Raw genomic sequence first — 23,485 nt, 5'->3', positions numbered from 1 at the left:
TTGCCGAATCAGCGGAAACAAAGCGACCACGACAAGACGGCGACGAGATCATGACGAAAGGATCGCGAACCTTGCAACGTCGCCATTCGCTCGTCACTCGCTGGCTTGCAGCGCCGCCAGTTCGTCGTCGTCGAAGCCGGCAGCGCGCCGTGCCGCGAGGTTGAAGGGTCCGCGCAAACGCGGCGCCCCGTACTGCGCGGCCAAACGCGCATAAGTCTGCACCGGTTCGAGACCGGCACGCTCGCAGCCCCAGCGATACCAACGGTTGCCGATGGCCACGTGGCCGATTTCGTCTCGCAGGATGATGTCGAGAATCGCCGCCCCGGCCTTGTCGCCCGCACTGGAGAGCTTCGCCCTGATCGGCGGACTGGCATCGAGCCCACGGGCCTCCAACGTGCGAGGCACGAGCGCCAGACGCGCCAGCCAGTCGCCGGCAGTGCGTCGCGCCATATCCCAGAGGCCGTCATGCGCGGGGAAACAGCCGTAGACGTACGCGTCGCCCAGCGTCTTCAAATGCGCGCACAGCAACGAGAAGTGATAGGCCTCCTCCGCCGCAACCCCGAGCCAGTCCTCGTAATACTCGGCGGGCAGGTCGTCGAAGCGCCATAGCGCGTCGAGGGCGAGATTGATGGCGTTGAACTCGATGTGAGCGAGCGCGTGCAGCAAGGCAGCGCGCCCCTCGACGCTCGTCACTGCGCGTTGCTTCAGTTCGCGCGGCGACACCAGTCTCGGCAGCGCCGGACGCCCCGGGATTCCCGTGTCGAGTGCCGGGTCGTGGCGAGCGGCGTCCGGTGCCGGGGCCGTCGCTTCTGGTGTCGCTTCTGGTGTCGCTTCTGGTGTCGCTTCTGGTGTCGCTTCTGGTGTCGCTTCTGGTGTCGATTGTGCCGTCACGCCTGGCGTCGCGTCAGAAGTCATTCCGGCATGCGCGAGCACAAAGCGGCGTGCCGGGTACCAGCGTGCAGCCCCTTGTCGCACCTGCTCACGCAGCGCGGTGACGCCTGCGGCCTTCTCGTACGGATCGCAACAGCGCAGCAGTTCCAACGCGCGTTCACGCGCGCAATCGACGGCAGCCTGCTCGTCAGCGAACGGGGTTGATTCGGCGGGATGAGCGTCCCGGACATCGTTACGGACATCGCACCCGAAATGCGCGCCGGGAGCGGTAGTGAAATCGGCCATGACGTTACAATAGCGGTTTCGTCGATTTTAACCGCGAACCGAAGCCGCCATGCCGATCTATAAACTTGGAGACAAGACCCCGCAGATCCACGAGAGTGCTTTCGTGGCCGACACTGCGACCATCATCGGCGCGGTTGTGCTCGCAGAGAACAGCAGCGTGTGGCCGGGGGTGGCGATTCGCGGCGACAACGAACCGATCAGGATCGGCAAGGCGACCAACGTGCAGGAAGGCGCCGTGCTGCATGCCGACCCTGGCTATCCGCTGACACTGGCCGAAGGCGTCAGCATCGGCCATCAGGCCATGCTGCATGGCTGCACGGTCGGAGAGAATTCGCTGATCGGCATCCAGGCCGTGCTGCTCAACGGCGCCGTCATCGGCCGCGACAGCCTCGTGGGCGCCGGCGCTCTCGTCACCGAACGCAAGACGTTTCCGGACCGCTCCCTGATCCTCGGCGTGCCCGCCAAGGTCGTGCGCGAATTGACGGACGAAGAAGTCGCGAACCTCAAGCGTAACGCCGACGTCTATGCCACGCGTCGGCAGGTGTTCAAGGAACAATTGGTGCGTATCGGCTGAGTGCGCGTCCGGTGGCGGCGCGCGCGGCAGTCGGGCGCGTGGGCCTTTGCCGCCGGCGTGTTGAAAATGCGGCGTGCGCCCCCAGATAGTGCAACATTGACGCGCCATACCTCGGCTCGTGTGAAAGCAAGGCTCGCGCAAACGAGCGAATGACGGAAGTCCTGTGCGTTTTTCGCACGATTCTCGTCTCTCGCCATCGCTTGACGTCTCGGACCGTCTGCCACACCCATCCGCCGTTGCCGCATTTTTCAGGAATTCGACCGTGTCCGACCAACTTCAGAAATTCATGTTCGACGCCGCCCCCGTACGCGGCGAATACGTCAGCCTCGACGCCACCTGGCGCGCTGTGCTGGAGCGCCACGATTACCCGGTAGCGGTACGCCATTTGCTTGGCGAAATGATGGCGGCCGCCGCACTGCTCACCGCCAATGTCAAATTCGACGGCGCGCTCGTCCTTCAATTGCATGGCGACGGCCCCGTCACGATGGCGGTCGTCGAGTGCAATGCCGACCTCACCATGCGCGCGACGGCCAAGTACAGCGGCGACATTCCCGAGGACAGCTCGCTCAAGTCGCTGGTCAACGTGCACGGTCGCGCCCATTTCGCGATCACGCTCGATCCCCGCGTGAAGCAACCCGGCCAGCAGCCGTACCAAGGCGTGGTGCCGCTCTCGGATGAGCATGGCCCGCTCCCGGACATGGCCTCGGTGCTCGAGCATTACATGCATCACTCGGAACAGCTCGATACCCGGCTGTGGCTGGCGTCGGACGAGAACCACGCGGTCGGTATCCTGCTGCAAAAGCTGCCGGGATATGGCGGCACGGCGGGAAGCGTCGCGGAGCACGCTCCGGAAGAAGACGAGGACACCTGGAATCGCGTCTGCCAACTGGGCAACACACTCAAACGCGACGAAATGCTGAGCACCGAGCGCGAGACTATGCTGCATCGGCTGTTCTGGGAAGAGACGGTACGGGTGTTCGACCCGCAACCGACGGCGTTCCGTTGTACCTGTTCGCGCGAGCGCGTCGCCAATATGCTCCGGACGCTGGGAGAAGCGGAAGTCATGAGCGTGTTCGACGAACGCCCGAACGTGGAGGTCGCGTGCGAGTTCTGCCGCCAGACTTACCAGTTCGACAAGGTGGACGCGGCACAACTGTTCACCGAGTCGCCTCACGTGGCACCGGCTGGGCAGCATTGATATCGAGCGACGGAAAAGCACTGGCGCGCGGAACGACCGGCGTGCCAGTGAATCTCAGACGTCAATCGGCGTGAGATGAACCGTCGGCCCAGCGACGGACCGAACCGCCGTCAATCCACGGGTTATTGCGCCATGCCCCGACTCGCTACCCCCACCTGTTCCGCCGTGCCGTCGCAACGACGACGTCGACGTCGTCGTTCCGTGCGCGCGACCGCAACCGTGTTCAGTCTGCTTGCACTGACGTTAGCCGCGGGTTGTGCGCAACTGCAACTGCCGCCGCCAGACGCGCCCGCCGCACGTTTGCCTCCGTCCGACAACGTGACGCCCGCTGCAACGATGACAGATGCGCAGAAGCAGGCGTTGACGCGCCTGAACCAAAGCATCTACGACGAACAGGAAAACGCCATCGAGCGTGAGCGCGTGCAGCGCGCGCTTAACGACGCCATTCGCAGCTACAACAGCAACGCATACTTTTACGGCGGATGGGGCAGTCCCGGGTGGTATGGGCCAGGATGGTACGGTCCGGGCTGGTATGGCCCGCGATCGGGTGTCGGCATGAGCGTCGGCTTCTGACGAATGACGTCGACCTGGGCCCACGGGGCCGAAACAGGTTGAGGCCATCCGTTCGACCCAATACAGTTCGGCCCAATACAAAAGGCGCTCCCGAGGGAGCGCCTTTTGCGTTCTACTGCGTGAATTCGCTTGATTGCCGACGTCGGCGCACGGCGGTTAGTGATGCTGAGCCTTATGCCCTGAGCGCTCCTTGCCCTTCGTCTGCGACGGAGGCGGTGGCGGCGTGGCCGCTACCGTTTTGTGGGCGGGCTCGGTCGACGAGACTAGGGGCGCATCGGTACCGGACGCCCCTTGCGGCGCGCTGGCGCCATCGGCGCCCACGAATTGCACGAACACCTCGCCGTCCTTGACCATGCCCAGCTCGAAACGAGCACGCTCTTCGATCGCTGCCGTGCCGTCCTGCAAATCCTGCACTTCGCCGGCAAGGCGATCGTTACGTTCCTTCAACTGCTCGTTTTTCTGCTGTTCGGCGCTCAGCTCGTCGCGCAGTTCGTGCACGTACAACCAACCACCGTGGCCGAACCAGAGCGGATACTGGATGACTACCAAGAGCAGCACCAGTACCAAGGTCACCATTCGCATGCTTTCGCCTGGCAAGAGTTCCGGAAAGCCCGATCCGATCGAAATCAGGACCTAACTTCCCGGGGAAACGGAATTAGCGCAGATTGTAGAACGTTTCCTTGCCCGGATACGTAGCGATATCGCCGAGATCCTCTTCGATGCGCAGGAGCTGGTTGTATTTGGCGATACGGTCGCTGCGCGAGAGCGAACCGGTCTTGATCTGACCGGCATTCGTGCCCACGGCGATATCGGCGATCGTCGAATCTTCGGTTTCACCCGAACGATGCGACACGACTGCCGTGTAACCGGCGCGCTTGGCCATCTCGATCGCAGCGAACGTTTCCGTCAACGTGCCGATCTGGTTGATCTTGATGAGGATCGAGTTGGCCACGCCTTGCTCGATGCCTTGCTTCAGGATCTTCGTGTTGGTCACGAACAGGTCGTCGCCGACCAGTTGCACCTTCTTGCCCAGCTTGTCCGTCAGGATCTTCCAGCCGGCCCAGTCGTCTTCCGACATGCCGTCTTCGATCGAGACGATCGGGAACTTGTCGCACAGATTCGCAAGGTAGTCGGCGAACTCTTCCGAGGTCAGCGACAGGCCTTCACCGGCCAGTTCGTACTTGCCGTTCTTGAAGAACTCGGTCGACGCGCAGTCCAGCGCGAGCAGCACGTCATCGCCCAGGCGGTAGCCGGCGTTTTCCACGGCTTGCTGGATGGTCGTCAGGCACTCCTCGTTCGACGCGAAGTTAGGTGCGAAACCGCCTTCGTCGCCCACCGCCGTGCTCATGCCCTTGTCGGCGATCAGCTTCTTGAGCGCATGGAAGATCTCCGCGCCGCAGCGCAGCGCTTCACGGAAGCTCGACTGACCGACCGGCATCACCATGAATTCCTGGATATCCAGGCTGTTGTTGGCGTGCGCACCGCCGTTGACGATGTTCATCATCGGCACCGGCATTTGCATCGCGCCCGAACCACCGAAATAGCGGTACAGCGGCAGGCCGGCTTCTTCGGCGGCGGCCTTGGCGACTGCCATCGACACGGCGAGCATCGCGTTCGCACCGAGGCGCGACTTGTTGTCGGTGCCGTCGAGTTCGATCAGGGTCTTGTCCAGGAAGGCCTGTTCGGCAGCATCCAGACCCATGATCGCCTCGGAAATTTCGGTGTTGATGTGCTCGACCGCCTTTTGCACACCCTTGCCAAGGTAACGTTCCTTGTCGCCATCACGCAGTTCGATCGCTTCACGCGAACCGGTCGACGCGCCCGACGGCACTGCCGCGCGGCCCATCACACCCGACTCCAGCAGCACGTCGCACTCGACCGTCGGATTGCCGCGCGAGTCCAGCACTTCGCGCCCGATGATATCTACGATTGCACTCATGTATTCCTCGGTATCTATAAGACAAAAACGCTAAAGGGAACCTGCTTCGCGCCGCCATCCCGTCCGTCATTTGCCAGGTTCACGCCGGGCGCTGAGCGTACACCGGCAGCGTGCCGAATCCTGACGTGGATACCGATGCTGCGCATCGTGTGCGCGCATCGGCGGGGCAATACGTGGACGGGGGAACAACGGCGCCTCGAAATGAGGCACGGCGGCCTGTGGAATGACATCGATGTCGACGGTGCACTCGGCGTACTGCACGCGGGCATCTCCTCCGGAACTCGCCCTCGCGGCGGCCACTGAAGACCACTGCGCGACAAGCTTAACGATTCGACGCCATGCTGCCAAGGCGTCCGACCGCTATACCCGTCCTGTGGGCGTACTGATAGTGGCCCCAGGACGGTGTGTCTCATTTCAGTTGAAATTGTTTTCCAGAAACTCGCCTTGCTTCACCGCCGCGTCAATGGTCTTGAGCGTGGTGAGCAATTCGCGCATGCGCCCGAGCGGCACGGCATTAGGGCCATCCGAGAGTGCGCACGCCGGGTCCGGGTGCGTCTCCATGAACAGACCCGACACGCCCACGGCAACGGCTGCGCGCGAGAGCACCGGCACGAACTCGCGCTGACCGCCCGAGCTGGTGCCCTGCCCGCCGGGCAACTGTACCGAGTGCGTGGCATCGAACACGACTGGCGCCCCCGTCTCGCGCATGATCGCAAGCGATCGCATGTCCGAGACGAGATTGTTGTAGCCGAACGAAACGCCACGCTCGCAGGCCATGAAGACATCATCGGGCAGGCCGGCTTCACGCGCGGCGTCGCGCGCCTTGTCGATGACGTTGATCATGTCGTGCGGTGCGAGAAACTGCCCCTTCTTGATGTTCACCGGCTTGCCCGACTGGGCGCAGGCACGGATGAAATCGGTCTGGCGGCACAGGAATGCCGGCGTTTGCAACACGTCGACGATCGGCGCTGCCACGGCAACGTCTTCCTCGGTGTGTACGTCCGTGAGAACCGGCACACCGAGCTGACGACGCACTTCCTCGAGGATCTTCAGGCCCTGTTCGCGCCCCGGGCCGCGATACGACTTGCCCGAGCTGCGATTCGCCTTGTCGAACGACGACTTGTAGATGAAAGGAATGCCGAGCGCGCTCGTGATTTCCTTGAGCTGACCCGCGACGTCGATCGTCATTTGCTCCGACTCGACGACGCAGGTACCCGCAATCAGGAAAAACGGCTTATCCAGGCCAACGTCGAAACCGCACAGTTTCATGGGAACTCCTTGTCTCTCGCTCGCTGCGCGTCTCAGGCGGCCTTCTTGCGCGCTTGCTGACCGGCCAGCGCAGCTTCAACGTATGCCTTGAAGAGCGGGTGACCGTCGCGCGGCGTCGAGGTGAACTCGGGGTGGAACTGAACGCCCACGAACCACGGGTGCACCTGTTGCGGCAGTTCCATCATCTCCGGCAGGTTTTCGGTCGGCGTACGCGCCGAGATCACCAGACCCGCAGCTTCGAGCTGCGGCACGTAATGATTGTTGACTTCGTAACGGTGACGGTGACGCTCGTTGACCGTCTCGCCATAGATGCGCGAAGCCAGCGTGTCTGCCTTGACCGGCACGCGTTGCGAACCCAGACGCATCGTGCCGCCCAGATCCGAATCTTCGGTGCGTTGCTCGATCTTGCCGTCGCGATCCTGCCACTCCGTGATGAGTGCAACGACCGGATGCGGCGTGCCCGGCTCGAATTCCGTGCTGTTGGCGTCGGCCAGATTGGCGACGTCGCGCGCAAATTCGATCACGGCCAGTTGCATGCCGAGGCAGATGCCGAGGTACGGCACGCGATTTTCGCGAGCGTATCGAATGGCCTTGATCTTGCCTTCGGTACCGCGACGACCGAAGCCGCCCGGCACCAGAATCGCGTCCAGATGCTTGAGGGCGTCGGTGCCGTCCTTTTCGATCTGTTCCGAATCGATGTACTCGATATTCACGCGCGTTTCCGTGTGGATCGCGGCGTGACGCAGCGCTTCGATCAGCGACTTGTACGATTCGGTAAGATCGACGTACTTGCCGACCATACCGATCGTGACATCGTGCTTCGGGTTCTCGACGGCGTGGACCAGACGCGTCCACATGGACAGGTCCGCCGGCTTGGCTTCGATCTTCAGTTCTTCGCAGATGATCCGGTCCATGCCCTGGTCATGCAGCATTTGCGGAATCTTGTAGATCGTGTCGACATCCCACACCGAAATCACGGCGTCTTGCGGGACATTGGCGAACAGCGAAATCTTGGCGCACTCGTCTTCCGGGATCTGTCGATCGGCGCGGCACAGCAGCACGTTGGGCGAAATGCCGATTTCGCGCAGCTTCTGCACGCTGTGTTGCGTCGGCTTGGTCTTGAGCTCGCCCGCCGTCGCGATGTACGGCACGAGCGTCAGGTGCACGAAGGCCACGCTGTTGCGGCCCAGGCGCAGATTCATCTGACGTGCGGCTTCGAGGAACGGCAGCGACTCGATGTCACCGACCGTGCCGCCGATTTCGACGATAGCGACGTCCGGATGGCCGTCCCACGTCGAACGCGCACCGCGCTCGACGAACGCCTGAATTTCATTGGTGATGTGCGGAATGACCTGAACGGTCTTGCCGAGATACTCGCCACGGCGCTCCTTGCGGATCACCGATTCGTAGATCTGGCCCGTCGTGAAGTTGTTCGCACGACGCATCTTCGCGCTGATGAAGCGCTCGTAGTGACCCAGATCCAGGTCGGTTTCCGCACCGTCCTCGGTCACAAACACCTCGCCGTGCTGGAACGGGCTCATCGTGCCCGGGTCGACGTTGATGTAGGGATCAAGCTTGAGGAGGGTGACTTTGAGGCCACGCGATTCGAGAATCGCGGCCAGAGATGCGGCAGCAATTCCCTTACCAAGAGAGGAAACCACGCCGCCCGTGACAAAAACGAATTTGGTCATCGCAGTAATTGCTCGCGGGAAAGCCGGATTATACCCGAAAGCGGCCCTGCCCTCGACCTGCGGCGCGGCAAATTTTGGCCTTGACAGGCACCGGGCGTGACGTCTCGTCAGGACCGGCGCGCTCCGGCGGGCCTCTGGGCCCGGCTCAGTCCGGCTCAGTCCAGTTCACTCGGTCCGGTTCAGGCAGCCAGAGGACGACGGTGCTCGCCCTTGAGCTCCGCGAGCATGTTCCGGATGGCGGTGGCCGTCTCCAAGGGACGCTCCATCGGGAAAAGGTGCGTGCCCGGCACGTAGCGCAGATGGGTGCCGACGATCCGGCGTGTCGCACCGATCCCCGCCTGGCGCAATTCCCGCGACGCCGTGCCCGCAAGAAAGCCGACCGGGACCGGGACACCGCGCATTGCGCGCACCGCCAGAGAGGGCGGCAGCGTCAGATAGATGCGGTATTCGATCTCCCGTGCGAACGCCAGACGCCGCGCATCGCCCTGCCCGGTCGGCAGCGTTCCGCAGTCGATATAGTCGCGCAGCACGTCCGGATCCCAACTGGCAAATGCGGGCTTACTCGCAAAATGCTGCCACGCACTTTCCCAGTCCGGCCACTGGTCGCGGCGCCTTTTCGTCACGCCCGCGGGCGACATACGTTCGTAGAGACCGGTCAGCATTCCCAGACGCAGCATCTGAGTGCGCCAGCCGGGCGTCACGATAGGCGAATCTACCATCACCACGCCGCGCACGCATCGCGGCGCCTTGAGGGCGGCCATGAGACTGAGAAAGCCGCCGAGCGAATGTCCGACCAGCCAGACCGGTTCGCCGCCGTATTGACGCTCGAGCGTGTCGACCAGTTCATTTCGCAAATACCGCCAGCCAGGCGTCACAGGGTAGCGTGGATCTTGCCCGATGCGATCGATGGCGCGCACGTCGTACTCGTCGGCCAGCGCGCCGAGCATCTTGCGATACACGCCGGCCGGAAAACCGTTGCCGTGCGAAAAATGGATGATGTCTCTTGTCATGGAATTCTCTGTCCTCGCGAGCATCTGCCGTTCACGATCATCAGGTCGCATGACACTCGCCGGACCATTCTAGCGAACCGCTCGTCGAGTACCGGTAGAGGTTTCCGTCGAATCCACATGCCAGTACCGCCGGTAATGCTCACGATAGGCCTGCGCTTCGATCCCGTGCGGACCGGTCGCGAACCGCACGCCGCCATGCATGACGCTTTGCCAGATTCGTGCCCCACCCGCGCGATAGCGTGCCACCACCGGGGGCTTCGGATGACCGAAACGGTTGCGATATCCCGTCTGAAACACCACGTGCGCGGGCGACACCGCAGTAACGAACGCGGGGGTCGATGAGGTCAAACTGCCGTGGTGAGGCGCCAGCAGGATGTCCGCGCGCAATGTCGATCCGAATCGCGACACCATTACACGCTCCTGCATGGCTTCGGCGTCCGCCGCGAGCAAGGCGCTGTGCCGGGCGTTGGCGACGTGCAGCACACAGCTCACGCTGTTAGGCCCCGCACGCCCCTTCCATCCTTCGCGCAACGCCGCCTGGTCGGGATGCAGGAACCGGAAAGTCACGCCATCCCAGGTCCATTGCTGACCGGCGAGACATGTCCGATGCGATTTTGCTGCGCCACGCGCCCTGTGCCCTTCGGGCAGCGATGAGAACACCTGTGCGGACGGAAAGGCGCGCAATACGCTCAACGCTCCCCCGAAATGATCGTCATGGGCATGACTCACGACCAGTCGATCGAGTCTTGCCGCCCCAATCGAGCGCAGGTACGGCACGATCACGCGCCGGCCGGCATCACTGCGCCTGCCGTAGGGCGGCCCGGTGTCGAAAAGCAAAGTGCGGCTGGCCGTTTCGATCAGTACCGCATTGCCCTGCCCGACGTCGAGCATGGTCACGCGAAACTCTCCGGCCGCAGGCCGCTGCGAAGACGCAAACACCGCAGGCCCCATGAGTGCGAAGCCCGCAAGGCGAACGCCGCACGCAAGCCAGCGAATCCGCGCGAGCCGCTGCGGCAGCGGACTCAGACAGGCGACCACGCCCGCCAGCGCGGCGACTTGCGCCCACCAGGGCGAGACCGGTGCGCGCCACACTGCCCACGGCACGGCGGCGAGCGTGCGCAACCACTCGGCGAGCCACGTAACGACCGCGTGCGCCAGGAAAAGCGCCCAGTGCGCCAATTCTGTGGGCAACAGCAAGCTCACCAATGCCAGGGGCGTGACGATCAACGTCATCACCGGTATTGCGACCGCATTGGCCAAAGGCCCGAGGACAGGCACCGTTCCGAACCATGCCAACGTGAGCGGCACTAATCCGATCGTGACCGCATACTGTGCCCGCGCAGCTTGCCCGAACCGGGTGCGCATCGACGCGCCCCAGCGTTGCGGCATTGTCGGGGCGTTGGACGCCCTTGCATCGTCAACTTTCGCGAGACTCGGCGGTGGCGCGTCCTCGCGTCGCACGCCGCGATCGCGTTGACCATACCGCTGCACCCGCACCGGGTTCGCCACCTCGGGGCGCTTCGCCGCCATCACCAACGCCGTCACGGCACCGAAGGACAGCCAGAGTCCCGGCGTGACGACCGCCCATGGGTCGAGCAGCAGAACGATTGCCAAGGCCCACGCCAGCACATACGAAGGTGCGGCAAACCGCCCGCTCAGCAGTGCCGCGACAACGATTGCCACCATGCCGACGGCGCGTCTGACGGGCACACCCCAACCGGCAACCGCACCATAGGCGACGGCGGCCACGAGACCCGCCACGGCCGCCGCCTTCGGCGCCGGCCACCAAAGCGGCAAACTGACGCGGCGGTAGCAGGTTCGGCGCCACAGCACGCCAACGATCGCTGCGAGCGCCCCAGCCACCAGCGATACATGCAACCCCGAGATCGCCAACAGGTGGCTCACACCAGTATCCGCAAAGACTTGCCAGTCGTCGTCCGGAATGTCGCCACGCTCGCCCAGCGCCAGCGCCATCAACACACCGCCATATTTCGCCGAAGGTCCGAGCGCCCCCCGGAAATCGTCGCGCAGCCGCTCACGCCACGCGTCGAATCCATAGCCCGCTACCGGAGCGCCTTGCAGTCGAAACGCGCCATTCGCGTGCGTGGTGCGTCGGCCGCCATATGCCGTTCGCACATATCCCGAGGCGCGAACGCCTTTCACCAGCGCCGTCAACTCGGCGTCCGTGCCGTGCCAATTTGCGAGGCCGCGCGGCACCTTGAGGCGAACCGGCAGTTGCCAACGCTCTCCCGCGCGCGGCAATCGCCCCGCGTGCGCCGAGTTTGCGTGTTCGTCGAATGCAGCAGCGCGTACGCGGATATCCGCAGGCTCTCCCGGATCCGCCCGCTCTCCTCGATCCCTTGTGCCCTTTATGCCCTTTATGCCCTCCAAGCCCTTTGCCTCCGCCAGACCCTTTGCGCTCTTTTCACCGCCTCTCCACGTCGCGACGCTTTCGTTCCGCTCAAAAAGTGGCTCACCCCGGCCAAACGGGGCACGGCCCGGCCAAACCAGTTCGATTCGTCGGGGAACACGTACGGCGCGGCACGCCGACTCGGCCGCACGCCCCTGCTGCTCCTGTTGCCCCTTTTGCCCATCTCGCAAAACTCGAGACGCAGCGCGAGATGCACGCGGCAACGCGGGCGGCACCTGAGGCGCTCGCCGAGCACAGGCGTTCTGGCCAGAACACCCGTCACACGGTCCGCCGCCCTCTCCCGGCACGCTTGCGATGAGCGCGTTCTCGACGTCGAATGCGAAGCGCAGGCCCTCTCCGGTGGACGTCGGCAACCCTGCAACTACCCCCGTCACCGTGATGTCCCGGCCCTCCAGCGCAGCCGGCAACCGATCGCTCATTCGCACGTCGGCCCGATATGCTGCCCATGAGTAACCACCCACGCCCGCGCACAGCGCCAGCACCGCAACCCCGGCAGATCGTCGCCAGCGAGATCCGCGCCACAGGACGAATCGCTCCCGCTCAGGACCGAAGTCCCCGCAGCCGCCCGTCGCCAGGCATCCCCCCTCGCTCGACCCGCACGAAGCGCTCGAAGCGCGCGACCTCCCCGATCTGTCCGCGACCTTTGAACCGCGCCAAACGGCGACCACCGCCCCAAGCACGAATATCGACACCGCGACGCCCACCGTCGCAGCAAACCAAGGCCCGGTCGGGAGCGTCGACGCCTGTTGCAGCCACCAGATGCCGGCGACCCAGGCGAGCAGCACAATTCTCATGACGTTACCGCGTCATGTGTTCGCATTCGCGCGACGCCTTGGCGTCAGCGCGACTGCCCGGAAGCGTCGTTGGAAATATGGGAGATCAGGGAAACCTCGGCGGGACCATCACTGGGTGTCATCGCCATCGCGCCGGAAAGACGTGGGAGCACTCTGCACGCGTTGGCACAGGTCGCCTGAGACAGCGCGTCGAGCGACATGCCACGCAGCTCGGCCATGACTCGCGCCATTCGCGGCAGTTCAGCCGGGCTGTTACGTTGTTTGTAGCGCCATTCCGGGGCGATATCCGGCGCATCCGTCTCCATGACGATGGACGACAGCGGCATCTCCACGGCGAGGCGACGAATCTGCAAGGCGCGATCGAACGTCATTTGTCCGCCGAACCCGAGGCAGAATCCGCGCTCGACGAACATATCCGCCTGCTGTCGACTGCCGTTAAACGCATGCGCAATACCGCCGCGCGGTGAAAAAATGCGCAATTGCTTGAGCAAGGCATCTTGCGAGCGCCTCACGTGCAGGATGACCGGCAGATCGAAGTCCCGCGCAATCTTCAGTTGTTCGACGTAGAAAAATTGCTGGCGCGCCGGGTCGAGCGTCTTCACGAAGTAGTCCAGCCCGATCTCGCCAATACCGACGAATCTCGGATCGCTCATTGCGCGCTCGACGGCAGCACGCAGCGTTGCAACGTCTCCGTCCCGCGCCCGCGGCGTGTACATCGGATGGATACCGAGCGCATAAGCCCCGCCGGGAAACGCTCGCGCGGCCGCGCGGGCGGCATCGAACGTCGCGCATTCGACGGCGGGCACCACGAGTCCCGCCACCCCCGCAGCCACGGTGTCGGCAATAACGGTTGCACGGTCGGCGTCGAACTCGGCCGCATCGAGATGGCAATGGGTATCGATCCACATGGTCATATGTCCTTGAACGTCAATTCTACGGGTCGATGACAAGGCTCGCACATCGTGCTTTTCGTGACCATCGGACAACACCGCGTCCGGTCTAGGACGTTGCCGAAAAAATGCCTGCTTCGCAGGTTCGAAAAAAAACGCCGGGAAATCCCGGCGTCTCGTCTTGGGCGGATCGCGAAGCCTCGCACATGGCGCTCAGGCGAGTTCCAGCACGCCCTCTCGCAATCGCAATGCCCGGTCGCAGCGACGCGCCAGATCGATATCGTGCGTCACGATCACGAAGCTGGTCCTGAGTGTTTCAGACAATTCCAGCATGAGCTCGAACACAGTCTCGGCGGTGTGCCCATCGAGGTTGCCGGTCGGCTCGTCCGCCAGCACGCATGCGGGCTGCGTCACCAGCGCCCGCGCCATCGCCACACGCTGACGCTCGCCGCCCGACAATTCCGAGGGGCGGTGCTTGACTCGCGAACCCAGTCCCACGCGCTCGAGCATCGCTTGCGCCGCGGCTCGCGCCTGTTCGGTCGGCATACGGCGAATGCGCAGCGGCATCGCCACGTTGTCGAGCGCCGAGAACTCCGCCAGCAAGTGATGGAACTGGTAGACGAAACCCAGCGACTGATTACGCTGCGCCGTCTTGTCACGCTCGCGCAGCGACGAAAACGGCTTGCCCAGCAACGAGACCTCGCCGCGCGACGGATCGTCGAGCCCGCCCAGCACGTGCAGCAGCGTGCTCTTGCCGGAGCCTGACGCTCCGACGATCGCCACCTTCTCGCCCGGCGCGACATCGAGACTCGCGCCGTTGAGCACCGTCACGTTCAACTGACCTTGTCGGAACGTTTTGTGCAAGTCGCGCGCGCGAAGCACCGGACCGTCGTATGCCAGATTCGCCACCGGGGCCATCGATTGATTCGCATTACTCATAGCGCAGGGCCTCCGCCGGTTTGACGCGCGAGGCACGCCAGCTCGGATAGATCGTCGCCAGCGCCGAGAGGATGAAGGAAATCACCCCGATGCGGATCACGTCCGACGATTGCAGATCCGAAGGCAATTCGGAAATGAAATAGATGTCCTGCGGCAGGAAATGAATGCCCAGCAGGCGCTCGATGAACGGCACGATGGTACCGATGTTCACGGAAATGAGACAGCCGAGCCCCACGCCGAGCAACGCGCCCGCGAACCCGATCGTCACCCCCTGCACGATGAAGATCTTCATGATCGAGCCGGGCTGCGCGCCGAGGGTGCGCAAAATCGCGATGTCCGCATACTTGTCGGTCACCGTCATCACCAGCGACGACACGAGGTTGAATGCCGCAACCGCGATGATGAGCGTCAGGATGATGAACATCATGCGCTTCTCGGTCTGCACGGCAACGAACCAGTTCTTGTTCTGCTGCGTCCAGTCACGCACCCACATGTTGCCGGACAGCGTCTTGGCCAGTTCGCGCGCCACGAGCGGCGCCTGCTCCATGTCCTGAATCTTCAGGCGCACCCCCGTCGGGCCGTCCAGTCGGAACAGCGTTTGGGCGTCCTGCAGATCGATCAGCGCGAGCGAGCTGTCGTACTCGTAATGCCCGGCCGTGAAGATCGCGACCACCGTGAACTGCTTCACTCGCGGCAGCACCCCTGCTGGCGTGATCGTGCCTTGCGGCGCCACCAAAGTGATCTTGTCGCCGATGCGCACGCCCAGCGCACGCGCGAGCTCACGCCCTAGCACGATGCCGAAGCTGCCGGGTGTCAGGTTCGAAAGCGTGCCATCGGTGATCTGCTTGCCGAGATCGGAAACCTTGGCCTCCTCGCTCGGCACGATCCCGCGCAGGACCACGCCACGCACGTTGTCGTCTCGTGTGAGCATGGCCTGTTCGCCCACGTACGGTGCGGCGGCGATAACGTTCTTGTTTTGCAGCGCCTCGGCGGCCGTGCGCTGCCAGTCCGGCAAGTTGCCGTCCACCGCAAAGACCTCGATGTGCGCCAGCACGGAAAGCATGCGGTCCCGAACTTCCTTCTGAAAGCCGTTCATCACCGAGAGCACCACAATGAGCGCTGCCACGCCCAGCGCAATGCCGGCCATGGAAATGAAGGAAATGAAGGAAATGAAACCGTTGCCGGATGATCGCTTGCCGGTGCGCGTATAGCGCCAGCCGATCTGCCATTCGTATGGGAATTTCAAACGGATTCCTGATTCTTGATAAGGATCGATCGGAACGCTCCGACGCCGGTCTTCACCGGCGCTGGCCGACTGCCCGAGCCCCGCACCCCGGCCCCTGCCCGGTATGCTGCACGGCACGTTCCGTACCTGACGTCAGGGTCACCCAACTGCCAGCGCGAAGTTTGCCATACAATTCGCCTCGACATGGATACACCTGCCCTGCACTTTCTCTTGCCGTTCGCGCTCCCCGCGTCGGCACATTTGCCCGCTCTGCTGGCCGAATTGGAGTTGCCTGCGCTCGAAAAGTTGCTCGCGCGCGGCGTCCAGTCGGCGCAGGACGTGCCTGAAGACCCGTTCGTCCCCACGCTGCCGCACGAGCGTTGGCTTGCCGACGCTTTCGGTCTGCCCGGCGGCCCGGCGCGCGCGCCGCTCGCCCCCTTCATGCTGCTCGAAGACAGCGGGACGCTCGACACCCGGTTCTGGTACTGCGCGCAACCCGCGCATATCCACATCGCCACCGATCATCTCGTGCTGACGGACCCGGCCGAACTGGCGCTAAGCACGGAGGAATCTGCCGCCCTTTTCGCGACGGCTCATGCACTGTTCGCCGAGGAAGGCGCCGAATTGATCGCGCCGCGCGCCGACCGGTGGTACCTGAGCGCACCGGCCCTCGGCGATCTCCTTACCGCCTCCCCGGCACGCGCGGCGGGCCGCAATGTCGACATCTGGTTGCCCCAGGGCAAGGCGGAGCTGACCTGGCGCAAATGGCAGAACGAGGTGCAGATGGCGTGGTACGACCATCCGGCCAATCAGGCGCGCGAAGCGCGCGGTCTGCCGCCCGTGAATGCCATCTGGCTGTATGGCGGCGGTCAGCGCATTGCCGCCGCGCGGATGAACCGTCCCTGCGTGAGCGTGCTGGCCGACGCCCCCGCGACCCGGGGGCTCGCGAATCATATGCAGATCGCGCTCCACCCAACGTCTGCCGGCATCGAAGCTGCCGACGGCCGTACGTTGGTGCAGATCGACACCCTTACGCCCCATTTCCTGATGGAAGATTGGGCGCGCTGGCGCGATGCCCTCGTCGAGATCGATCGTACGTGGCTCGCGCCCGCGCTAGAACGCGTCACCAAGGGACAGGCCCGGGAAGTCGCGCTGACCCTGTGCGGTGACAGCCACAGTGTCACGATCCGCTCACGCATTGGCGATCTGCGCAAGTTCTGGCGTCGCCAGGCGCTGCCCGCGCGCGTGGCGGCACTGGCTCGCGCCGGCGAGGAAGCGGCATGACCGAGATCGTCACCCGTCATGTCGACGACGCGACGGCCGACGCCCTGTCTCGCGACGGCGTTCATCCGGTGCTCGCACGCCTGTTCGCATCGCGTGGCGTGGCGCAGAGCACTGAAACCGAAACGGCGCTTGCCCGCCTGATTCCGCCCACGCAACTGAAGGGGGCGCAAGACGCTGCCGTCTTTCTTGCGGACGCCATCGCCGCCGGCAAACGCATGCTCGTCGTCGCCGACTATGACTGCGATGGCGCAACCGCCTGCGCCGTGGCCGTACGCGGCCTGCGCATGTTCGGCGCCAACGTCGAGTATCTGGTGCCGAACCGTTTCGAATATGGTTACGGCCTCACGCCGGAGATCGTCGCACTGGCGGCCAGCGGCAAGCAGGGACCGCCGGATGTCCTGATCACCGTCGACAACGGCATTGCCAGTCTCGACGGCGTTGCCGCAGCGCAAATGCTCGGCATCGAAGTGCTCGTCACCGACCATCACTTGCCGGGCGCCGAATTGCCCGATGCGCGTTGCATCGTCAATCCGAATCAGCCGGGCTGCGAGTTTCCGAGCAAGCATCTGGCTGGTGTCGGCGTGATGTTCTACGTGCTGCTGGCGCTTCGCGCCGAATTGCGGGGACGCGGCGCGTTCGACGCCAGCGAACAACCCCGCCTCGACACGCTGCTCGATCTCGTGGCGCTGGGAACGGTGGCGGACGTCGTCAAACTCGACGCCAACAACCGCATCCTGGTCGCCCAGGGCCTCTCCCGCATGCGTGCCGGACGTATGCACCCCGGTATCAACGCCCTCTTCCGTGCGGCTGCCCGCAACGCGCGGCAGGCGGGCAGCTTCGATCTCGGGTTCGGTCTGGGCCCGCGCCTGAATGCGGCTGGACGCCTCGCCGACATGTCGCTCGGCATCGAATGCCTGCTCACCGACGACGATGCCCGGGCCTGGGCGCTCGCGCAGGAACTCGACGCGATGAACCGCGAACGCCGCGAAATCGAAGCCGGCATGCAACAGGAGGCGCTGGCGGATCTGGCACGTTTCGATCCCCGTGCCGCAACCACGCTGTGCGCCTTTAACGAGACGTGGCACCAAGGTGTGATCGGCATTGTGGCCGCGCGCCTGAAAGAGAAGTTCTACCGGCCAACCATCGTGTTCGCGCCGGGCGACGACGGGCAAATCAAAGGCTCCGGACGCTCGATCCCCGGATTCCATCTGCGCGACGCGCTCGACCTCGTCACCAAGCGCGAACCCGGTCTGATCGGCAAGTTCGGCGGTCACGCCATGGCCGCCGGCCTGACGATCGCCGCCGATGCGCTACCGCGCTTTCAGGCCGCCTTCGAAGCCGTCGGTCAGGAATGGCTTGATGAAAAGGCGCTCTCGCGCGTGATCGAAACCGACGGCGACATCGGCGACGATTGCTTCGTCCCGCCCTTCGTGGCCATGCTCGACGCTCAGGTCTGGGGACAAGGATTCCCCCCGCCGGTGTTTTCGGGAGAGTTCGACGTGCTCTCGCAGGCCATCCTCAAGGACAAGCACCTGAAGCTGCAACTGGGGCGCGGACGCATGCGCTTTAACGCGATCTGGTTCAATCACGCCGACACGCTACCGAGTCGTGCGCGCTTTGCCTATCGCCTGGCTGCGGACACCTTTAATGGCGTATCCCGCGTGCAAATGATCGTGGAGCATGCGCAAGGCTGATCGCGCACTGCGTGCCTATTGGCCCATAGTCATAGCCATGGGGCCATGGCCATGGCCGATGCTGCGGGAGCGACACACCGAAGCCTACGCGGGCTGCGTCTCCGCAACGTACTCCCGCATCACGCGCAGAAAGGCTTCGCGCGCGGGATGGACGTCGACGCCCCGATGACGCACGAAGAAGTTGGGGACGGCGGCCAGATCCTCCATCGCATGACCGACGATGTTCGCCTCCTGCCGATATCGCTGATAGATGCCACGCGGCACCAGCGAATAACCCACGCCCGCGCCGACACACGCGACGATGGTCGCGTAGCTTCCGTAACTCAGAATGCGCCCCGGCGTCACCGCGTTCGCGGCGAGCCACTGCTCCATCGTGCCGCGATACGGGCAACCCTGCGGCCACATGAGCAGCGTGGCGCCCGACAGATCGGCGGCCTCTTGTACACGCCCTGCTCGCGCGGGGGCAACGAGCACGATCGGCTCGCGATAGATCTCGTCGGCCACCACGGACCTCTGCGCCTGCGCTTCCAGACAGGCCGTCCCGGCGATAAGCGCCGCGTCTACTCGGCCATGCTGGATCTCATCGAGCAGATTCAAAGAGGTGTCCGTGACCAGATTCAGACGCACCTTTGGATACGCCGCGTGAAATCGCGCCAACACGGCGGGCAGACGCGAGGTTGCGGACGACTCGATGGCGCCCAGCGAAAAATCGCCGGATGGCTCGCTTGCCGGATTGAGCGCCGCGCTCGCTTCGCGCGAGAGGGCGAGAATCCGGTCCGCGTAACCAAGCAACGTACGTCCGCTCGGTGTGAGTTGCAGTCGACGTCCCTGTCGATGAAAGAGCTTGACGCCCACCGCGTGTTCGAGCGCCCGAATACGGGCGGTCACGTTCGACTGCACGCAATGCAATGCCTCGGCAGCGCCGAGCACACTCCCCTCGTCGACGATGGCCTTGAACGTCTGAAGTTGCAGAAAATCCATGGAAGGCTCCGTGGCAGGTTGCCTAAGGGGGCAAAAGGGGGCAAAAGGGGCGGCAACCGTTCCCCCGGCGTCGGAATCGTACGTGACGACCCACGTTTACTTCAATAATAGTGAACAAAAAAGCCAAAACAATTCACTTTTTCAATGCATAAGAAGCGCATAGACTCCGGGTTATCCCTAGTGCGCTGTCTGTCACGGCATTCCGCCCCCGACCAGCACAACGCGCCCTCCTGAAGGAACGCACATCATGTACCGCCCTCTGTTCGTCGCTGCCAACGTGAACGCCTACGCCCCGGTGCTGGCAGCGCCGGCCACACCGCTTGGCCTGTTCTTCCGCGCCGTCGAGCAATGGCGCCTGCACTACGAGCAAACCTTGCAAGCGGAGGCGCTCGCGTCGTTCGACGACACGTCGCTCGCCGATGTCGGCTACGTGCGTGACGCGTTTGGCCTGCGTCAGATGCCACGATAAGGCACGATCAGGCGCGATCAGGCCGATAGGGGGCACGACTCGCCCACGGTTCTGCCAGGATCGGACGCGAATCGGCCACTGTCCGAAAGTCGTCAAAAACGCCCGAATAGACAGGGGAAACAGGGGCTTCGCTGCGCTATAATTGCGGTTTTACCGAATTCGCAACCCTCATAGCTCATGGAAGCAGAACGCCTCAACGCCCTCGAATCCCTGCTCGCCGACCTGCGCACCCGCGTCGGCGAGCTCAGGGGGTATCTTTGACTTCGATGTCAAGCAAGCTCGCCTGACCGAAGTCAACAAGGAACTCGAAGACCCCAACATCTGGAACGATTCCAAACGTGCCCAGGCATTGGGTAAGGAAAAGAAGGCGCTCGACAGCGTGGTCACCAACCTGACCGAACTCGACGCAGGGCTTTCCGACACGCAGGAACTGTTCGACATGGCCCGCGACGAGGGCGACGAAGACTCGCTCGTGGCGCTGGAGAGCGATACGCAGGGGCTCGCTGCGCGCGTGGGCGAAATGGAGTTCCGCCGGATGTTCAACAATCCGGCCGACCCGAACAACTGCTTCATCGATATTCAGGCCGGCGCCGGCGGCACCGAAGCCAACGATTGGGCCGGCATGCTGCTGCGCCAGTACTTGCGCTATTGCGAACGCAAGGGCTTCAAGGCCGAAGTGCTCGAAGTGTCGGACGGCGACGTCGCCGGCATCAAGAGCGCCTCCCTCAAGGTCACCGGCGATTATGCGTACGGCTATCTGCGTACCGAGACCGGCGTGCACCGCCTGGTGCGCAAATCGCCGTTCGACTCGTCGGGCGGTCGCCACACGTCGTTCGCCAGCCTGTTCGTGTACCCGGAAGTGGATGATTCGATCGACATCGAAATCAATCCGGCCGACGTGCGTACCGACACCTATCGCGCCTCCGGTGCGGGTGGCCAGCACATCAATAAAACCGACTCCGCCGTGCGTCTGACGCATATCCCGACGGGCATCGTCGTGGCTTGCCAGAACGACCGTTCGCAGCACCGCAATCGCGCCGAAGCGTGGGACATGCTTCGCTCGCGTCTGTTCGAACATGAAATGCGCAAGCGTCGTGCAGAGCAGGACAAGCTCGAGTCGAGCAAGACCGATGTGGGCTGGGGTCACCAGATTCGCTCGTACGTGCTCGACCAGTCGCGCGTGAAGGATCTGCGTACCAGCGTGGAAACCGGCAACACCGGCAAGGTGCTCGACGGCGATCTGGACGACTTCATCTCGGCGAGCCTCAAGCAGGGAGTGTAAGGAATGGCGTTTGTCCGCACGCTAGCCGTGTGGGTGGTGAGTGCGTTGTGCTTGCAGCGCGCCGCCGTTGCTGCCCCGGCCAGTACACCGGGTGCACCGGGTGCAAGTCCCGAGACGGGACCGTACCTGCATGAACTGCTCAAGCGCCCGGATTTCTCGGGCGCTTACGCACGCATCGTCGCTCCACGCAATGTGCCCGCGTGGGTGCGCCAGGGGGGAACCTCGACGCCATCGCAACGTGTCAGCGTGGCGGGCAAGCCCTGGTTGCTGGTGCAGAGTTGCAAGCCGCACGACTGCCCGAGCGAGTACGTCCACATTTTGTACGAGCCGCGCTCGCAGGCGATCGCGGCGCTGTTTGTGCGGGACCCCAGTGCAGCGGCCAATGCCAGCCCGCATCAGGATCGCACCGAACTGATCTGGCTGGGTGCGCCCGACGGCTCGCTCAAGAATGCCCTGCTCCACACGCTGCGTTTTACCGAATAACCTCATCGTTCGCATCATGACCGATCAAAACACCCAGGCCGACCCGGCCAATCAGGCTAACGACCTGCCGCAGGACGACAACAAGCTCATCGCCGAGCGTCGCGAGAAACTGTCGGCGATTCGCGCGAGCGGCGTGGCGTTCCCGAACGACTTCCGTCCCGAGCAACATGCCGGCGACCTGCAGACCCGCTATCAGGACGTCGACAACGAAACGCTCGAAGCCGAGCCCATCGCCGTGTCGGTGGCCGGTCGCATGATGCTCAAGCGTGTGATGGGCAAGGCCGCCTTCGCCACCGTGCAGGACGGTAGCGGCCAGATCCAGTTCTTCATCGGTCGCGACGATGTGGGCGCCGACTCGATGACCGCCTTCAAGGGCTGGGACATCGGCGACATCATCGCCGCAACCGGCACCCTGTTCCGCACGCGCACCGGCGAACTGTCGGTGAAGGTCAAGGAACTGCGACTGCTCGCCAAAGCGCTGCGCCCGCTGCCGGACAAGTTCCACGGCCTGGCTGACCAGGAGACGAAGTACCGTCAGCGCTACGTCGACCTGATCACCTCGCCGGAAACGCGCAACACATTCCGCGCCCGCGCGAAGGCCATCGCCTCGATCCGTCAGTACATGACGGACGCCGACTTCATGGAAGTCGAAACGCCGATGCTGCATCCGATCCCGGGTGGCGCTGCGGCGAAGCCGTTCATCACGCACCACAATGCGCTGGATATGCAGATGTACCTGCGTATCGCGCCGGAGCTCTATCTGAAGCGCCTGATCGTCGGCGGCTTCGAGCGGGTATTCGAGATCAACCGTAATTTCCGTAACGAGGGCGTGTCGCCGCGTCACAATCCGGAATTTACGATGATGGAGTTCTACGCGGCTTACACCGACTACCGGTGGCTGATGGACTTCACCGAAGCGCTGATCCGCCGCGCTGCCGTCGATGCGCGCGGCACCGCGACCATCGAATATCAGGGCCGCGAGCTGGATCTGGCGAAGCCGTTCCATCGTCTGACCATCGTCGAGGCGATCCTCAAGTACGCGCCGGAGTACACCGCGGAACAACTCGCCGACATCGAATTCGTGCGTGGTGCGTTGCTCAAATACGGTGTGAAGACGGATGCCCCGCAGTTCAAGAACGCGGGTCTCGGTGCATTGCAACTGGCGCTGTTCGAAGAGACGGCCGAGAGCCAGTTGTGGGAGCCGACGTTCATCGTCGATTATCCGGTCGAGGTCTCGCCGCTGGCGCGCGCCTCCGACACGTTGCCCGGGATCACCGAACGCTTTGAACTGTTCATCACGGGCCGCGAGATCGCCAATGGCTTCTCGGAGCTGAACGATCCCGAAGATCAGGCCGCACGTTTTCGCGCGCAGGTCGATCAGAAAGACGCCGGCGACGAAGAAGCGATGTATTACGACGCCGACTACATTCGCGCGCTGGAATACGGCATGCCCCCGACGGGCGGTTGCGGCATTGGCATCGACCGCCTGATCATGCTGCTCACCGACAGCCCCAACATTCGCGACGTGCTGCTGTTCCCGCACCTGCGCCGCGAAGACTGATCGTTCGGCAAGCAACATATAG

The 23,485-nt window shown here is 63.8% G+C and carries 20 protein-coding genes and 1 pseudogene; 9 read left to right on the top strand and 12 right to left on the bottom strand.

The genetic code is table 11. The annotated features are described in order from the left end of the window. Window positions 1–93: 93 nt before the first annotated feature. Complete coding sequence (locus tag UC34_RS09010) at window positions 94–915, bottom strand: ferritin-like domain-containing protein (protein WP_044457933.1); 822 nt, start codon at window positions 913–915, stop codon at window positions 94–96. Between the two features lie 310 nt (window positions 916–1,225). Between UC34_RS09010 and UC34_RS09005 the strand changes: the two genes are divergently transcribed. From UC34_RS09005 to UC34_RS08995, 3 genes are all read left to right on the top strand, one after another. Next, the gene (locus UC34_RS09005; protein WP_044455280.1) at window positions 1,226–1,750 is read left to right on the top strand and encodes a gamma carbonic anhydrase family protein; all 525 of its coding nucleotides are present in this window, start codon (window positions 1,226–1,228) and stop codon (window positions 1,748–1,750) included. A 262-nt stretch (window positions 1,751–2,012) separates the two neighbouring features. Continuing rightward, complete coding sequence (hslO, locus tag UC34_RS09000) at window positions 2,013–2,948, top strand: Hsp33 family molecular chaperone HslO (protein ID WP_044455279.1); 936 nt, start codon at window positions 2,013–2,015, stop codon at window positions 2,946–2,948. Between the two features lie 219 nt (window positions 2,949–3,167). After that, on the top strand, window positions 3,168–3,521 hold the full coding sequence (locus tag UC34_RS08995) for a hypothetical protein (protein ID WP_157123106.1): 354 nt from the start codon (window positions 3,168–3,170) through the stop codon (window positions 3,519–3,521). 156 nt (window positions 3,522–3,677) lie between these two features. Here the strand turns inward: UC34_RS08995 and ftsB are convergent, their stop codons facing one another. The 10 genes and pseudogenes from ftsB to UC34_RS08945 all read right to left on the bottom strand — a co-directional run bounded on the left by ftsB (window position 3,678) and on the right by UC34_RS08945 (window position 15,730). Further along, window positions 3,678–4,103, bottom strand: coding sequence for a cell division protein FtsB (ftsB, locus tag UC34_RS08990; RefSeq protein WP_044455277.1), 426 nt, complete (start codon window positions 4,101–4,103; stop codon window positions 3,678–3,680). Window positions 4,104–4,176: 73 nt separating this feature from the next. Next, window positions 4,177–5,460, bottom strand: coding sequence for a phosphopyruvate hydratase (eno, locus tag UC34_RS08985; RefSeq protein ID WP_044455276.1), 1,284 nt, complete (start codon window positions 5,458–5,460; stop codon window positions 4,177–4,179). A gap of 414 nt (window positions 5,461–5,874) precedes the next feature. Next, a complete protein-coding gene (gene kdsA, locus UC34_RS08975) occupies window positions 5,875–6,729 on the bottom strand; it encodes a 3-deoxy-8-phosphooctulonate synthase (protein WP_039399289.1) in 855 nt (284 codons plus the stop codon). Window positions 6,730–6,761: 32 nt separating this feature from the next. Then, window positions 6,762–8,420, bottom strand: coding sequence for a CTP synthase (locus tag UC34_RS08970; protein ID WP_044455274.1), 1,659 nt, complete (start codon window positions 8,418–8,420; stop codon window positions 6,762–6,764). Window positions 8,421–8,599: 179 nt separating this feature from the next. Further along, the gene (locus tag UC34_RS08965) at window positions 8,600–9,430 is read right to left on the bottom strand and encodes an alpha/beta fold hydrolase (RefSeq protein WP_044455273.1); all 831 of its coding nucleotides are present in this window, start codon (window positions 9,428–9,430) and stop codon (window positions 8,600–8,602) included. Window positions 9,431–9,499: 69 nt separating this feature from the next. Beyond that, a complete protein-coding gene (locus tag UC34_RS08960) occupies window positions 9,500–11,692 on the bottom strand; it encodes a ComEC/Rec2 family competence protein (protein ID WP_052810953.1) in 2,193 nt (730 codons plus the stop codon). A gap of 519 nt (window positions 11,693–12,211) precedes the next feature. Further along, window positions 12,212–12,655: pseudogene (locus tag UC34_RS26120) on the bottom strand (hypothetical protein); the annotation flags it as partial. Between the two features lie 44 nt (window positions 12,656–12,699). Further along, window positions 12,700–13,563, bottom strand: a complete 864-nt coding sequence (locus UC34_RS08955) for a TatD family hydrolase (protein WP_044455271.1) — start codon at window positions 13,561–13,563, stop codon at window positions 12,700–12,702. Between the two features lie 195 nt (window positions 13,564–13,758). Then, window positions 13,759–14,484, bottom strand: coding sequence for a lipoprotein-releasing ABC transporter ATP-binding protein LolD (gene lolD, locus UC34_RS08950; RefSeq protein WP_044455270.1), 726 nt, complete (start codon window positions 14,482–14,484; stop codon window positions 13,759–13,761). Then, window positions 14,477–15,730: a lipoprotein-releasing ABC transporter permease subunit gene (locus UC34_RS08945; protein WP_044455269.1), complete on the bottom strand. Its 1,254-nt coding sequence runs from the start codon at window positions 15,728–15,730 to the stop codon at window positions 14,477–14,479. The genes lolD and UC34_RS08945 overlap by 8 nt, the downstream gene beginning before the upstream one ends. A gap of 183 nt (window positions 15,731–15,913) precedes the next feature. Between UC34_RS08945 and UC34_RS08940 the strand changes: the two genes are divergently transcribed. Then, entirely contained in the window at window positions 15,914–16,993 is a 1,080-nt protein-coding gene (locus tag UC34_RS08940) for a hypothetical protein (protein ID WP_044455268.1), read from the top strand. Then, window positions 16,990–18,687 carry a single-stranded-DNA-specific exonuclease RecJ gene (recJ, locus tag UC34_RS08935; RefSeq protein WP_044455267.1) on the top strand — a complete coding sequence of 566 codons (1,698 nt, stop codon included), beginning with the start codon at window positions 16,990–16,992 and terminating at the stop codon, window positions 18,685–18,687. Before UC34_RS08940 ends, recJ begins: the two co-directional genes overlap by 4 nt. 84 nt (window positions 18,688–18,771) lie before the next feature. On the opposite strand, the gene UC34_RS08930 is transcribed toward recJ, so the two are convergent. After that, window positions 18,772–19,668 (bottom strand): LysR family transcriptional regulator, encoded by an 897-nt coding sequence (locus tag UC34_RS08930; RefSeq protein ID WP_044455266.1) that lies wholly within the window; start codon window positions 19,666–19,668, stop codon window positions 18,772–18,774. 247 nt (window positions 19,669–19,915) lie between these two features. Here UC34_RS08930 and UC34_RS08925 point away from each other — a divergent pair, with 247 nt between their 5' ends. The 4 genes from UC34_RS08925 to lysS all read left to right on the top strand — a co-directional run bounded on the left by UC34_RS08925 (window position 19,916) and on the right by lysS (window position 23,463). After that, complete coding sequence (locus UC34_RS08925) at window positions 19,916–20,137, top strand: hypothetical protein (RefSeq protein ID WP_044455265.1); 222 nt, start codon at window positions 19,916–19,918, stop codon at window positions 20,135–20,137. A 177-nt stretch (window positions 20,138–20,314) separates the two neighbouring features. Continuing rightward, a protein-coding gene (gene prfB / locus UC34_RS08920) for a peptide chain release factor 2 (RefSeq protein WP_174556765.1) occupies window positions 20,315–21,419 on the top strand; the annotation gives its coding sequence in 2 pieces (ribosomal slippage) (window positions 20,315–20,386 and window positions 20,388–21,419; 1,104 coding nt in all). Window positions 21,420–21,422: 3 nt separating this feature from the next. After that, the gene (locus UC34_RS08915) at window positions 21,423–21,902 is read left to right on the top strand and encodes an Ivy family c-type lysozyme inhibitor (protein WP_052810952.1); all 480 of its coding nucleotides are present in this window, start codon (window positions 21,423–21,425) and stop codon (window positions 21,900–21,902) included. A gap of 16 nt (window positions 21,903–21,918) precedes the next feature. Next, window positions 21,919–23,463 (top strand): lysine--tRNA ligase, encoded by a 1,545-nt coding sequence (gene lysS / locus UC34_RS08910; protein ID WP_044455264.1) that lies wholly within the window; start codon window positions 21,919–21,921, stop codon window positions 23,461–23,463. Window positions 23,464–23,485: the final 22 nt, after the last annotated feature.

Source organism: Pandoraea vervacti (assembly GCF_000934605.2).
Lineage (GTDB): Bacteria > Pseudomonadota > Gammaproteobacteria > Burkholderiales > Burkholderiaceae > Pandoraea > Pandoraea vervacti.
Note: the sequence above shows the minus strand (reverse complement) of the source record. Positions and strands in the feature narration are given on the sequence as shown.